This window comes from Bacillus sp. FSL L8-0358, assembly GCF_038593095.1.
Classification (GTDB): domain Bacteria; phylum Bacillota; class Bacilli; order Bacillales; family Bacillaceae; genus Bacillus; species Bacillus subtilis.
Map to the genome: position 1 here is coordinate 1,669,323 of NZ_CP151962.1, position 14,223 is coordinate 1,683,545.

General features: G+C 42.2%; 14 protein-coding genes. All 14 read left to right on the top strand.

Translation table 11 applies throughout. The features are described 5' to 3' along the window. Positions 1 to 9 precede the first annotated feature (9 nt). The 14 genes from NYE49_RS08715 (at position 10) to fliE (ending at position 14,210) form a co-directional block, all read left to right on the top strand. Positions 10 to 1,740 carry a hypothetical protein gene (locus NYE49_RS08715; protein WP_047182607.1) on the top strand — a complete coding sequence of 577 codons (1,731 nt, stop codon included), beginning with the start codon at positions 10 to 12 and terminating at the stop codon, positions 1,738 to 1,740. Further along, a complete protein-coding gene (locus NYE49_RS08720) occupies positions 1,737 to 2,018 on the top strand; it encodes a FlhB-like flagellar biosynthesis protein (protein WP_047182608.1) in 282 nt (93 codons plus the stop codon). The genes NYE49_RS08715 and NYE49_RS08720 overlap by 4 nt, the downstream gene beginning before the upstream one ends. Before the next feature lie 172 nt (positions 2,019 to 2,190). Beyond that, positions 2,191 to 3,348 (top strand): ADP-forming succinate--CoA ligase subunit beta, encoded by a 1,158-nt coding sequence (gene sucC, locus NYE49_RS08725; RefSeq protein ID WP_014663957.1) that lies wholly within the window; start codon positions 2,191 to 2,193, stop codon positions 3,346 to 3,348. A 28-nt stretch (positions 3,349 to 3,376) separates the two neighbouring features. Continuing rightward, complete coding sequence (gene sucD / locus NYE49_RS08730) at positions 3,377 to 4,279, top strand: succinate--CoA ligase subunit alpha (protein WP_047182609.1); 903 nt, start codon at positions 3,377 to 3,379, stop codon at positions 4,277 to 4,279. A 60-nt stretch (positions 4,280 to 4,339) separates the two neighbouring features. Further along, on the top strand, positions 4,340 to 5,233 hold the full coding sequence (gene dprA, locus NYE49_RS08735) for a DNA-processing protein DprA (RefSeq protein ID WP_047182610.1): 894 nt from the start codon (positions 4,340 to 4,342) through the stop codon (positions 5,231 to 5,233). 187 nt (positions 5,234 to 5,420) lie between these two features. Beyond that, positions 5,421 to 7,496 carry a type I DNA topoisomerase gene (gene topA, locus NYE49_RS08740; RefSeq protein WP_003245599.1) on the top strand — a complete coding sequence of 692 codons (2,076 nt, stop codon included), beginning with the start codon at positions 5,421 to 5,423 and terminating at the stop codon, positions 7,494 to 7,496. 75 nt (positions 7,497 to 7,571) lie between these two features. After that, entirely contained in the window at positions 7,572 to 8,879 is a 1,308-nt protein-coding gene (trmFO, locus tag NYE49_RS08745; protein ID WP_003244725.1) for an FADH(2)-oxidizing methylenetetrahydrofolate--tRNA-(uracil(54)-C(5))-methyltransferase TrmFO, read from the top strand. Positions 8,880 to 8,946: 67 nt separating this feature from the next. Continuing rightward, complete coding sequence (xerC, locus tag NYE49_RS08750; RefSeq protein ID WP_003231988.1) at positions 8,947 to 9,861, top strand: tyrosine recombinase XerC; 915 nt, start codon at positions 8,947 to 8,949, stop codon at positions 9,859 to 9,861. A gap of 12 nt (positions 9,862 to 9,873) precedes the next feature. Then, positions 9,874 to 10,419: an ATP-dependent protease subunit ClpQ gene (gene clpQ / locus NYE49_RS08755; RefSeq protein ID WP_003238555.1), complete on the top strand. Its 546-nt coding sequence runs from the start codon at positions 9,874 to 9,876 to the stop codon at positions 10,417 to 10,419. Between the two features lie 7 nt (positions 10,420 to 10,426). Then, entirely contained in the window at positions 10,427 to 11,839 is a 1,413-nt protein-coding gene (gene hslU, locus NYE49_RS08760) for an HslU--HslV peptidase ATPase subunit (protein WP_255220399.1), read from the top strand. 39 nt (positions 11,840 to 11,878) lie between these two features. After that, entirely contained in the window at positions 11,879 to 12,658 is a 780-nt protein-coding gene (gene codY / locus NYE49_RS08765; RefSeq protein WP_003220850.1) for a GTP-sensing pleiotropic transcriptional regulator CodY, read from the top strand. A gap of 379 nt (positions 12,659 to 13,037) precedes the next feature. Further along, a complete protein-coding gene (gene flgB, locus NYE49_RS08770) occupies positions 13,038 to 13,427 on the top strand; it encodes a flagellar basal body rod protein FlgB (protein ID WP_003245656.1) in 390 nt (129 codons plus the stop codon). Next, positions 13,427 to 13,879, top strand: a complete 453-nt coding sequence (flgC, locus tag NYE49_RS08775; RefSeq protein ID WP_014479779.1) for a flagellar basal body rod protein FlgC — start codon at positions 13,427 to 13,429, stop codon at positions 13,877 to 13,879. The genes flgB and flgC overlap by 1 nt, the downstream gene beginning before the upstream one ends. Positions 13,880 to 13,889: 10 nt before the next feature. After that, positions 13,890 to 14,210: a flagellar hook-basal body complex protein FliE gene (fliE, locus tag NYE49_RS08780; RefSeq protein ID WP_003238544.1), complete on the top strand. Its 321-nt coding sequence runs from the start codon at positions 13,890 to 13,892 to the stop codon at positions 14,208 to 14,210. Positions 14,211 to 14,223 lie beyond the last annotated feature (13 nt).

The following is a 14,223-nucleotide window of genomic DNA, read 5'->3' on the forward strand; positions in this document are numbered from 1 at the left end:
CTTTTTAAAATGAACATACGAAATGATGTGCAAAAGGCGCTGCAGCACCTTTTCGGGCGTACAGCCGTCCCGCAGGAAACATCAAAAGTAAACGAAGCGCTAAACGGGGAGAAGCGTCTCCTCTTAGGAAAAGTGCTTCGTTTACTAGGAGATCAGCATGCCCTGATCCAAGTCGGCAATCAAACTGTTCAGGGAAAACTTGAAACCCAGCTTCGTCCTCAGGCATACTATTGGTTTTCCTACGAAAAAAAAACGGCAGAACAAACAGGCCGTCTTCAGGTCGTTCAAAGCTTTGATCAAAATCCTAAAACCATTCAGGATGCAGCTGGCAAACTTTTAAATGCCATGTCAGTGAAGACGTCAAACGCAGCTCTCATGATGACAGGAGCGATGCTGAAAAGCAAAACACCCGTAACAGAAAATGATATCAAAACAGCTGTCCGCTGGATGGACACGCTGCCTTCGCAAGACACAAAAAAAGCAGTTGAAACGGTTCTCTTCGCTTTAAAGCGTGATCTTCCCATTCACTCCGAGATTTTGAATGGTGTTCATGCTGTGAAATCGCCTGTTCCGTTGCATCAACACGTATCCCAGCTGCTTCGGGCAATCGACCAAAACCCTCAGCAGAGCCAAATGATATCAAAGCTAAAGGAAGCAGTTACGGTGCTTTTAAATAGTGAAATCGATGTCCATGCAGAACGGCTGATTGATAAGCTTATTTCTTTAACCGACAATACGAAAGCACCTTCTCCGGCGAATACAGCTGGAAGCAGGGAGCTTAGCACACCAGCTGGCTCCCCCGGAAAAGCCAGCCTGCCGATTGCAAATCACACAGCAGAACAGAGAAGCATACAAGAAGAGCCTGTTAAAACAGCAGCAGACATTCCAATTAAAGAAGCCCGCCAGCTGCTGGTGAAGCTGACGGAATCTGCTGAAAAAAACAGTCTCCAAATTGTGAAAGAGGCAGCAAATTGGATTAAAGCGGCTGCTTCATCGGGTGATAGTAAGTCACTTGCAGCTTCAGCTGTTTTACAGGCGGCACAAGTCACAGACCAGGAAGCCGAAGTCTTTTTAAAGGCTGTTCAGCAGACAGCACCCCATTTGGCGGATAAGGCAGATGTTCTTTCTTTCTTATCCAAAGTGAAAACGGCAATCGGCGCAAGGGACGAGGTTGCGTTCATTAAAGCGTTTGAACAAGGAAGCGCAGTCACATCTGGCGAAATGCAATCCATCAAGCTGGCTCTTTCTGCTTTAAGAGCATCGCATGAGGTAGCCGAACCAGTCAAACAAGAAGCCGATCAGCTTTTTCATAAATTAAATGGCCAGCTTTTCATACAGCAGGACCATCCGTCATACAGCCAAATTGTAATGTCATTTCCGATGTTTTCGAAGTCAGGGGTTCAGGACATGACTGTTCTGTTTAAAGGAAAGAAGGAAGCAGATGGAAAGCTTGATCCTTCCCATTGCCGCCTTTTGTTTTTGCTGCAGCTTGATACACTAAAAGAAACCGTCGTTGATTGCTTGGTACAGCAAAAAGTCATGACGATTACAATAGAGACTGATTTCGAGCTGCAGGCTGCGATCGATCCGATGGTGCCCGCGCTTAAACAGGGGCTAAAGGAAATGGGGTACAGCCTTTCAGGGGTAAACGCTAAAAAAAGGGTTCACACCGAAGAAAAGGCTTCAATCGATCAATATATAACAAGTATCAGTGATCAGGAAGTGGATGTGAAAATATGAAAGAGCAGACACCGATCAGAAAAGCTGTTGCTCTCCATTATGACGAACAAAAAGACAAGGCGCCGAGAGTGATTGCCACAGGGAAGGGCCATGTAGCTGACAACATTATCAAAGAAGCGAAAAAAGTCGGGGTCCCGATTCAAGAAGATCGGACCCTTGTCGAATTAATGCGCCATTTGACGGTAGATGATCAAATTCCTGAAGCTCTTTATGAAACGGTAGCCGAGATTTTTTCATTCATTTACAAATTGGACGAAAGCGTAAAAAACAAAAAATAGCTAAAATATTCCCCACCCTCCTTTGAAATTTATGTTTTTAATAAAGTAAAAGTTTGAATGTTTAGAAGGATTAAAAGATTTTGCATCGAACTGTAGACAATTCTTCCAGTATTATTATAGAATGAAAGCGCAGTCTATTTTAGTTTTGTTACATAAGTTAGGAGGATGGGAAATGAATATCCATGAGTACCAGGGAAAAGAAGTCCTCAGAAAATATGGGGTATCTGTTCCTGAAGGTAAAGTGGCTTTTACAGCAGAAGAAGCAGTTGAGAGTGCAAAGAGCTTATCCAGCTCGGTTTATGTCGTAAAGGCTCAAATTCATGCTGGCGGTCGAGGCAAAGCTGGTGGGGTAAAAATAGCAAAATCATTAGATGAAGTAAAAGCGTATGCCGAAGAACTATTAGGGAAGACCCTAGTTACACATCAGACGGGTCCGGACGGACAAGTAATAAAACGCTTACTTATTGAAGAAGGCTGCGATATTAAAAAAGAATATTACGTGGGTCTTGTGCTTGACCGCGCCACTTCAAGAATCGTTTTGATGGCTTCTGAAGAAGGCGGAACGGAAATTGAAGAGGTTGCGGAGAAAACACCGGAAAAAATCAAAAAAGCTGTCATTGATCCGGCTGTTGGCCTTCAAGGCTATCAAGCCAGAGAAATTGCATTCGCTATTAATATTCCAAAAGAGCTCGTGGGAAAAGCTGCTAAATTTATGCTTGGACTATATAAAGCGTTTGTTGAGAAAGACTGCTCAATCGCCGAAATCAATCCGCTTGTTGTGACCGGCGACGGAAATGTGATGGCGCTTGATGCAAAATTGAATTTTGACAGCAATGCGTTGTACCGACAAAAGGACATTATGGAATACAGAGATTTGGATGAAGAAGATCCGAAAGAAATTGAAGCGTCCAAATATGATCTAAGCTACATTTCCCTTGATGGAAATATCGGCTGTATGGTAAACGGCGCGGGACTTGCAATGTCCACGATGGATATTATCAAGCATTATGGAGGAGAACCGGCCAACTTCCTTGATGTGGGCGGCGGTGCAACCGCGGAAAAAGTCACGGAAGCATTTAAAATCATTCTTTCTGATCAAAACGTTAAAGGGATTTTTGTCAACATTTTCGGCGGCATTATGAAATGTGATGTCATCGCAGAAGGGGTTGTTGAAGCGACTAGACAAGTTGGTTTGACATTGCCGCTTGTCGTCCGTCTTGAAGGCACAAACGTGGATCTAGGGAAGAAAATCCTTAGTGAATCAGGATTAAACATTACATCTGCGGAATCAATGGCTGACGGCGCGCAGAAAATCGTATCCTTAGTTTAAGAAAGAATGAAAGGCAGGGGACCAAATAATGAGTGTTTTCATTAATAAAGATACAAGAGTTATTGTGCAAGGGATTACAGGTTCTACCGCTTTATTTCATACGAAGCAGATGCTCGAATACGGCACAAATATCGTTGGCGGTGTAACACCTGGAAAAGGCGGAACAGAAGTGGAAGGTGTTCCTGTATTTAATACAGTGGCTGAATCAGTTCAAACGACCGGCGCTAACGCGTCTGTTATATATGTGCCCGCACCGTTTGCAGCTGATGCGATTATGGAAGCGGTAGATGCGGAGCTTGATCTCGTGATTTGTATCACAGAACATATCCCGGTTTTGGATATGGTGAAGGTCAAACGCTTCATGGAAGGCAAGAAAACGAGACTGATAGGGCCGAACTGTCCTGGTGTCATTACGCCTGAAGAATGTAAAATCGGCATTATGCCCGGATACATCCATAAAAAGGGTCATGTAGGCGTTGTATCACGTTCAGGAACATTAACATACGAAGCGGTGCACCAGCTCTCAGAAGCGGGTGTAGGGCAATCTACAGCTGTTGGAATCGGCGGCGACCCTGTAAATGGAACAAACTTTATTGACGTTTTAAAAGCGTTTAACGAAGATCCTGACACACACGCAGTCATCATGATTGGCGAAATCGGCGGTACTGCCGAAGAGGAAGCGGCAGAGTGGGTAAAAGCCAACATGACAAAACCGGTAGTCGGTTTTATCGGCGGTAAAACAGCACCTCCTGGGAAGCGCATGGGGCATGCAGGCGCCATTATTTCCGGTGGAAAAGGGACAGCTGATGAAAAAATCAAAACCCTTAATGCATGCGGAATCGAAGTTGCAGAGACACCTTCTGTCATGGGTGAAACCTTAATTAAGGTGCTGAAAGAGAAGAACTTGTTCGAAACTTGTAAAACGCATTAATAAAAAAGGGACAGCCGTCAAGGCTGTTCCTGCTTTTTCTAACAAAAGGAGGTCAATCTATTGGATCAGGCCGCTGCCTGCTTAACGATTTGCAGAATCAATCAATTATTATCCCCATCCCTTCTATTAAAATGGTGGAAAGCCGATCCGTCTATGTCGCTGACATCACCCGTGTTACAAACGGTTACTCGTGATCAAATAAAAGCAGCTGCATTAAAAAACGAAATAGAACAACTTTATCCAAAGCTCCAGCGTGTACTTACTGCTTATCGTGAGCAAGGCATTAACACCATCCCTATTTCTTCAAAGCAATATCCTTTCTGGCTTAAAAGCATTTATGATCCCCCCGCCGTACTGTTTGCAAAAGGTGATATGACTCTTCTTTCGAAAGGGAGAAAAATTGGAATTGTAGGGACAAGAAATCCAACAGCTTATGGGAAACAAGTTGTCAATCATCTTACAAAAGAGATCTGTCGTAAAGGTTGGGTGATTGTCAGCGGACTGGCGTCTGGGATAGACGGAATGTCCCATGCTGCAAGTATTAAGGCGAAGGGGCGGACAATTGGCGTCATTGCAGGCGGATTTCAACACATTTATCCCCGAGAAAACCTTCAGTTAGCAGATCACATGGCTAAACACCATATCCTGCTGTCAGAGCACCCACCTGAAACTAAACCCCAAAAATGGCATTTCCCTATGAGAAACCGTATTATCAGCGGAATAAGTGAAGGCGTTATTGTCGTTCAGGGCAAAGAAAAAAGCGGTTCGCTGATTACTGCCTATCAAGCATTGGAACAAGGGAGAGAGGTATTTGCCGTACCCGGTTCATTATTTGACCCTTACGCCGGAGGGCCTATAAAACTGATCCAGCAGGGGGCTAAAGCCATATGGTCAGCAGAGGATATTTTCGAGGAACTTCCTGAGAGAAACGTTCAATATACGGAACCCTTTTGAATTATCGTTTGACAAACGGTATTGTAATATTTAATAATAGTGAGGATTTAAAGTTGCATATTGTTTTCTATTTAATTAATGACGTTCATGATAAAGAATGAAATGTTGAAAGCCAAATAAAGACAGCTGCAAAAATAAAATTGAAATATCTTGAAAAGAGAGAGAACACCTCTTGAGGGGGATGAAAATGTCTGATTATCTAGTCATCGTGGAATCGCCCGCTAAGGCGAAAACGATTGAACGTTACTTAGGTAAAAAATATAAAGTAAAAGCATCAATGGGACATGTCCGGGATCTTCCAAAAAGTCAAATGGGAGTTGACATAGAACAGAATTTTGAACCGAAATATATTACCATTCGAGGTAAAGGCCCGGTATTAAAAGAGCTGAAAACGGCTGCGAAAAAAGCCAAAAAAGTGTATCTCGCAGCCGACCCCGACAGAGAAGGGGAAGCGATTGCATGGCATTTGGCACACAGTCTTGATTTAGATCTCAACTCAGACTGCCGTGTGGTGTTTAACGAAATTACAAAAGACGCTATTAAGGAATCGTTTAAGCATCCCCGCATGATCAATATGGATTTAGTGGATGCACAGCAAGCGAGACGTATTTTAGACAGACTTGTCGGATATAAAATCAGTCCAATCTTATGGAAAAAAGTCAAAAAAGGGCTTAGCGCAGGACGCGTGCAATCCGTTGCCCTCCGTTTGATTATTGACCGTGAAAAAGAGATTAACGACTTTAAGCCTGAGGAATATTGGACAATTGACGGTACGTTCTTAAAAGGTCAAGAAACCTTTGAAGCGAGCTTTTTCGGGAAAAACGGCAAAAAACTTCCTTTAAATAGTGAAGCCGATGTAAAAGAGATTCTTTCTCAGCTCAAAGGGAATCAATATACAGTTGAAAAAGTAACCAAAAAGGAACGCAAACGTAATCCTGCTTTGCCTTTTACCACTTCTACCCTGCAGCAGGAAGCGGCTCGCAAGCTCAATTTCAGAGCGAAGAAAACGATGATGATTGCACAGCAATTATATGAAGGAATTGATTTAGGAAGAGAAGGAACGGTTGGTCTGATCACGTATATGAGAACGGATTCAACCCGTATTTCAAATACGGCTGTTGATGAAGCAGCTGCATTTATTGATCAGACTTATGGAAAAGAGTTCCTAGGCGGAAAACGGAAGCCTGCGAAAAAGAATGAAAATGCCCAGGATGCCCACGAAGCAATTCGGCCGACATCAGTTCTTAGAAAACCAAGTGAATTAAAAGCAGTCCTCGGCAGAGACCAAATGAGACTGTATAAATTAATTTGGGAGCGTTTTGTTGCCAGCCAAATGGCACCGGCTGTTCTCGATACAATGAGTGTCGACCTGACAAACAACGGTTTGACATTTCGTGCAAATGGAAGTAAAGTCAAGTTTTCCGGGTTTATGAAGGTGTATGTTGAAGGAAAAGACGATCAAATGGAAGAAAAAGACCGGATGCTGCCTGACTTACAAGAAGGCGACACGGTATTATCAAAAGATATAGAACCTGAGCAGCATTTTACCCAGCCGCCTCCGCGATATACTGAGGCCCGGCTCGTTAAAACCCTTGAAGAACGCGGTATCGGCCGTCCATCCACATATGCTCCGACACTTGATACTATTCAGCGGCGCGGCTACGTGGCATTGGATAATAAACGTTTCGTTCCGACCGAATTAGGTCAGATCGTTCTTGACTTGATCATGGAGTTTTTCCCTGAGATCATTAACGTTGAGTTTACAGCTAAAATGGAGAGAGATCTTGATCATGTTGAAGAAGGAAATACCGAATGGGTCAAGATTATCGATAATTTCTACACCGATTTTGAAAAACGGGTCAAAAAAGCCGAATCGGAAATGAAGGAAGTTGAGATTGAACCAGAGTATGCTGGAGAGGATTGTGAATTGTGCAGTTCTCCAATGGTATATAAAATGGGACGGTACGGTAAATTCTTAGCTTGCTCCAACTTCCCTGACTGCCGGAACACAAAACCGATTGTGAAACAAATCGGTGTGAAGTGCCCGAGCTGCGGAGAAGGAAACATTGTTGAGCGAAAATCGAAAAAGAAACGGGTGTTTTACGGCTGTGACCGTTATCCGGACTGTGAATTCGTATCATGGGACAAACCAATTGAACGAAAATGCCCTAAATGCGGAAAAATGCTCGTCGAGAAAAAACTCAAAAAAGGCATACAAGTCCAATGCGTGGAATGCGATTATAAGGAAGAACCACAGAAGTAGCGGTGAGCAGGGTCTTGCTCACCTTCTTTGTGTGTTAAAAGAAGGCCTTGAATAATAAACTAGGAGATGTGAAAGATGAACCAACAAACAGTGAATGTAATCGGAGCCGGACTCGCAGGAAGTGAAGCGGCATGGCAGCTTGCCAAACGGGGGATTCAAGTCAAATTGTATGAAATGCGGCCAGTTAAACAAACGCCTGCGCACCATACAGATAAATTTGCAGAGCTTGTCTGCAGCAATTCTCTTCGCTCTAATACACTTGCTAACGCTGTCGGTGTATTAAAGGAGGAAATGCGTGCGCTTGATTCAGCCATTATCGCTGCGGCTGACGAATGTTCGGTGCCTGCCGGGGGCGCTCTTGCAGTAGACCGTCATGAATTTGCCGCAAGTGTGACAAATCGGGTGAAAAATCATCCAAACGTAACCGTTATTAATGAAGAAGTGACTGAAATTCCTGAAGGCCCTACTATCATCGCAACGGGTCCGTTAACATCTGAATCGCTGTCCGCCCAGCTGAAGGAGCTGACTGGAGAGGACTATTTATATTTTTATGACGCAGCGGCGCCAATTGTAGAAAAAGACAGCCTTGATATGGATAAAGTGTACCTGAAATCCCGTTATGATAAAGGTGAAGCAGCATATTTGAACTGCCCGATGACAGAAGAAGAGTTTGACCGTTTTCATGAAGCATTAACATCAGCAGAAACAGTGCCGTTAAAAGAATTTGAAAAAGAGATTTTCTTTGAAGGCTGCATGCCGATTGAAGTCATGGCAAAACGGGGTAAGAAAACAATGCTTTTCGGTCCGATGAAACCGGTTGGTCTAGAGCATCCTGTTACAGGAAAACGCCCTTATGCCGTCGTTCAGCTCAGACAGGATGATGCTGCGGGAACACTTTATAATATTGTAGGATTCCAGACTCATTTAAAATGGGGAGACCAAAAGGAAGTTCTCAAGTTGATTCCAGGACTTGAAAATGTAGAAATCGTCAGATATGGCGTGATGCACAGAAACACATTTATTAACTCTCCAAGCCTGTTAAAGCCGACTTATCAATTTAAAAACCGCAGTGACCTGTTCTTTGCAGGCCAAATGACGGGAGTAGAAGGATATGTGGAATCAGCTGCCTCAGGACTTGTAGCAGGCATTAATGCGGCGAAGCTTGTATTGGGAGAAGAGCTTGTTATTTTCCCTCAGGAAACAGCAATTGGCAGTATGGCACATTATATTACAACAACAAACCAGAAGAACTTCCAGCCGATGAATGCAAACTTTGGGCTTTTAAAAGAATTGCCAGTTAAAATTAAAAATAAAAAAGAACGAAATGAACAATACGCGAACCGTGCGATTGAAACAATTCAAACAATTTCGAAAACAATATAGGTATTGATTGCAACCTGAGCGCGATTTGTGATACCATTTAAAAGCCCTTCCTAGGGAGGTTTTAGGCATGGAGAATGTTAAGAATTTCGTAAAGTTATTCGTTGAATATTTACAAATTGAAAAAAATTATTCACAATATACTATTGTGAATTATGTGGATTCAATTGAAGAATTCGAGACTTTCCTGCGCGTTCAAGGTATAAATGGATTTGAAGAAGCTGCATATCAAGATACTAGGATTTTTTTGACAGAAGCCTATGAAAAAGGTTTATCGAGAAGAACAATAAGCAAAAAGATATCTGCATTAAGAAGCTTTTATAAGTTTCTGATGCGGGAAAAGCTTATTGAAGAAAATCCGTTTCAGCTTGTTCATCTGCCAAAACAGGAGAAACGGATACCGAAGTTTCTATATCAAAAAGAGCTTGAGGAGCTGTTTGAAGTTTCAGATATAAGCCAGCCGGCCGGAATGAGGGATCAAGCGCTGTTAGAGCTGCTCTATGCCACCGGAATGAGGGTCAGTGAATGCTGTTCCATAACTATTAACGACGTTGATTTATTTATGGACACTGTGCTTGTTCACGGTAAAGGCAAGAAGCAGCGCTATATCCCCTTTGGGTCTTATGCCCGCGAAGCGTTGAAGGTATACATGAATAGCGGAAGACAGTGCTTGCTGATGAAGGCAAAAGAACCTCATGATCTATTATTCGTAAATCAAAGAGGCGGACCGCTTACAGCCCGTGGCATCAGACATATTTTAAGCGGGCTTGTTCAAAAAGCGTCAAGCACTTTACATATCCATCCGCATATGCTTCGACATACGTTCGCCACGCATCTGTTAAATGAAGGAGCGGATTTGAGAAGCGTTCAAGAACTGCTCGGGCATTCCAATCTGTCTTCTACACAGATATACACGCATGTTTCGAAGGAAATGTTGAGAAACACATATATGTCTCACCATCCAAGAGCATTTAAGAAAAATTAAAGGAGGCCCTTTATGTCATCTTTTCATGCGACCACAATATTTGCCGTACAGCATAAAGGACGAAGCGCTATGTCCGGAGACGGCCAAGTAACATTTGGTCAGGCTGTTGTCATGAAACACACGGCACGGAAAGTGAGAAAACTGTTTAACGGCAAAGTTCTTGCTGGCTTTGCGGGATCTGTTGCAGACGCTTTCACTTTATTCGAAAAGTTTGAAGCTAAGCTTGAAGAATATAACGGCAACTTAAAACGTGCGGCTGTTGAGCTTGCGAAGGAATGGCGCAGCGATAAAGTGCTAAGAAAGCTCGAAGCCATGCTGATTGTTATGAATCAGGATACTTTGCTTCTCGTATCGGGAACAGGCGAGGTGATCGAACCAGATGACGGCATTCTCGCGATTGGATCAGGAGGCAATTACGCTTTGGCAGCGGGAAGAGCATTGAAAAAGCATGCCGGTGAAAGCATGTCCGCAAGTGAGATTGCCAGAGCCGCGTTAGAAACAGCAGGCGAAATTTGTGTTTACACGAACGATCAAATCATACTGGAAGAGCTTGAATAGAAAGGACTTGAGGCGCATGGAAAAAAAACCGTTAACTCCTAGACAGATTGTAGATCGGTTAGACCAATATATTGTCGGTCAGCAAAATGCGAAAAAAGCTGTCGCCGTGGCATTAAGAAACCGCTATAGAAGAAGTCTTCTGGATGAAAAGCTAAAGGACGAGGTCGTTCCGAAAAACATTTTAATGATGGGTCCTACCGGCGTCGGGAAAACTGAAATTGCCAGACGAATTGCCAAGCTTTCAGGTGCGCCATTTATCAAAATTGAAGCTACTAAATTTACCGAAGTCGGCTATGTAGGCAGAGATGTTGAATCAATGGTCAGAGATCTTGTGGAGACTTCTGTTCGGCTTATCAAAGAAGAGAAAATGAATGAAGTAAAGGAACAGGCAGAAGAAAATGCAAACAAACGCATTGTTCGTCTGTTAGTTCCTGGGAAGAAAAAACAATCTGGCGTTAAAAATCCGTTTGAAATGTTTTTTGGAGGCAGCCAGCCGAATGGTGAAGATGAGGCGGAGAGCCAGGAAGAAGCAAACATCGAAGAAAAAAGAAAACGAATGGCGCATCAGCTGGCTTTAGGAGAGCTCGAAGACTACTATGTAACAGTAGAAGTCGAAGAACAGCAGCCTTCTATGTTTGACATGCTGCAGGGCTCGGGTATGGAGCAGATGGGTATGAACATGCAGGATGCGCTGAGCGGATTAATGCCAAAGAAAAAGAAACGGCGCAAAATGACAGTCAGAGAAGCCAGAAAAGTCCTGACGAATGAAGAAGCAAGCAAACTCATCGATATGGATGAAGTCAGCCAGGAAGCTGTTCAGAGAGCAGAAGAGAGCGGGATTATCTTTATCGATGAGATTGATAAAATCGCAAAGAACGGCGGTGCATCTTCTTCTGCCGATGTTTCAAGAGAAGGCGTTCAGCGGGATATCCTGCCGATTGTTGAGGGCTCAACCGTTGTCACAAAATATGGTTCTGTAAAAACAGACCATGTATTATTTATTGCAGCAGGAGCGTTTCATATGGCCAAACCGTCTGATTTGATTCCTGAGCTGCAGGGGCGTTTCCCGATTCGTGTAGAACTGAACAAACTCACGGTAGACGACTTCGTGAGAATTTTGGTTGAGCCGGATAATGCGCTGCTGAAACAATATCAGGCATTATTGCAGACAGAAGGTATATCTCTTGAATTTTCTGACGAAGCTATTCATAAGATTGCTGAAGTTGCTTATCATGTGAACCAGGACACAGATAATATCGGTGCGAGACGCCTTCATACAATACTTGAACGCCTATTAGAAGATTTGTCGTTTGAAGCTCCAGATGTAACGATGGAGAAAATAACGATTACACCACAGTATGTCGAAGAAAAGCTCGGAACGATAGCCAAAAACAAAGATTTAAGTCAATTTATATTGTGAAAAATTTAATATGAGGAATGTTTAGGAGGATTATTTATCATGGCTTTATTACAAAAAACAAGAATTATTAACTCCATGCTGCAAGCTGCGGCAGGGAAACCGGTAAACTTCAAGGAAATGGCGGAGACGCTGCGGGATGTCATTGATTCCAATATTTTCGTTGTAAGCCGCAGAGGGAAACTCCTTGGGTATTCTATTAACCAGCAAATTGAAAATGATCGTATGAAAAAAATGCTTGAGGATCGTCAATTCCCTGAAGAATATACGAAAAATCTGTTTAATGTCCCTGAAACATCTTCTAACTTGGATATTAATAGTGAATATACTGCTTTTCCTGTTGAGAACAGAGACCTGTTCCAAGCTGGTTTAACAACAATTGTGCCGATCATCGGAGGCGGGGAAAGATTAGGAACACTTATTCTTTCACGTTTACAAGATCAATTCAATGACGATGACTTAATTCTAGCTGAATACGGCGCAACAGTTGTCGGAATGGAAATCCTAAGAGAAAAAGCAGAAGAAATTGAAGAGGAAGCAAGAAGCAAAGCTGTCGTACAAATGGCTATCAGCTCGCTTTCTTACAGTGAGCTTGAAGCAATTGAGCACATTTTTGAGGAACTTGACGGAAATGAAGGTCTTCTTGTTGCAAGTAAAATCGCTGACCGTGTCGGCATTACCCGTTCTGTTATTGTGAACGCACTCAGAAAGCTGGAGAGCGCCGGTGTTATCGAGTCTAGATCATTAGGAATGAAAGGTACTTATATCAAGGTGCTAAACAACAAATTCCTAATTGAATTAGAAAATCTAAAATCTCATTAATCACAAAAAGAACCCTTTTTGAGGGTTCTTTTTTTATTTCAAATAAAGGAAATCAATAAGCTTTATTTCCTGGGTTGAAAGTCTTTCTATGTAATAATTTTAATAAATTTTGCATTTTTCTTCAAAAAGTTTCAAAAATGCCGAAAAGAAAGGAGAAAAAACAGAAATTCTGCTATTTTCAGGCTTATATCAAGGCGAGAAATGTAGTTCTAACAATCTAGGACTTTATACCTAGTTACAAAATAGATAATTGTGAGGACATTTTTTTACACGAACTTCATAGACTTTATGCCTGTTATTTCTTACAATAAGCATATAGTTTTACAATTCTCGACAAGGATATTGAGGGTGAAAAAAACTGAAATGGAGGTAAGTGGATTTGAGCTTATTTTCTGGAACGATACAAAATCTTGAAAATGCCTTGAGCAGAGCGGATATTAAGCAAAAAGTCATAACTAATAATATCGCCAATATAGATACACCGAACTATAAGGCGAAAAAAGTCTCTTTCCAAAATTTATTAGATCAAGAATCCTCGCGTCTTGAAGCGATAAAAACAGACTATCGTCATGTTGATTTTTCTGATACTGATTCGAATTATTCAATTGTTGCGAGCGGAGATACATCGTATCAGCAAAACGGAAACAATGTTGATGTTGACAAAGAGATGACAGAATTGGCGCAAAATCAAATCAACTATCAAGCTTTGGTTGAAAGAATGAACGGTAAATTTAATTCGCTGAAGACCGTATTAACAGGAGGAAAATAATGACAGCTTTTCATAGCTTAAATGTTTCAGCATCGGCTTTAACAGCTCAGCGAGTCAGAATGGACGTTGTATCATCTAACTTAGCAAATATGGATACGACAAGAGCTAAGCAGGTGAATGGAGAGTGGGTGCCTTACAGAAGAAAAATGGTCTCCCTTCAGTCAAAAGGTGAATCGTTCTCTTCCATTCTCAATTCTCAAATGAGCGGAAGCGGGAATGCTGGAAACGGTGTGAAGGTTTCAAAAATTACAGAGGATGATTCGGATTTTAATCTTGTCTATGATCCGACAGACCCTGATGCAAACGCTGATGGATATGTACAAAAGCCTAATGTTGATCCATTAAAGGAAATGGTTGATCTTGTCAGCAGCACCAGATCATATGAGGCGAATGTCACGGCGATGAATGCCACAAAGGGAATGCTGATGAAGGCGTTAGAAATCGGAAAGTAGGTGAATGAATGTGATTAATGCAATTTCTCCTTTTCAGGTTCAAAATACTCAAAACACTCAAAATGCAACAAATCAAGTAAACAATAGCCAAAAAACAGATTCTTCAAATCAAACAAGCTTTTCGGAGCTTTTAAAAAACTCTATTAGTTCGTTAAATGAGTCCCAAGTAGCTTCTGACAACATGACTAATGCCTTGGCTGCAGGAAAAGATGTAAATCTTGATGAGGTCATGATCGCTGCTCAAAAAGCTAGCATCTCTCTAACTGCAGCAACAGAGTTCCGCAATAAAGCTGTGGAAGCTTATCAGGAGATTATGAGAATGCAAATGTAGGGGGTCTGACGAT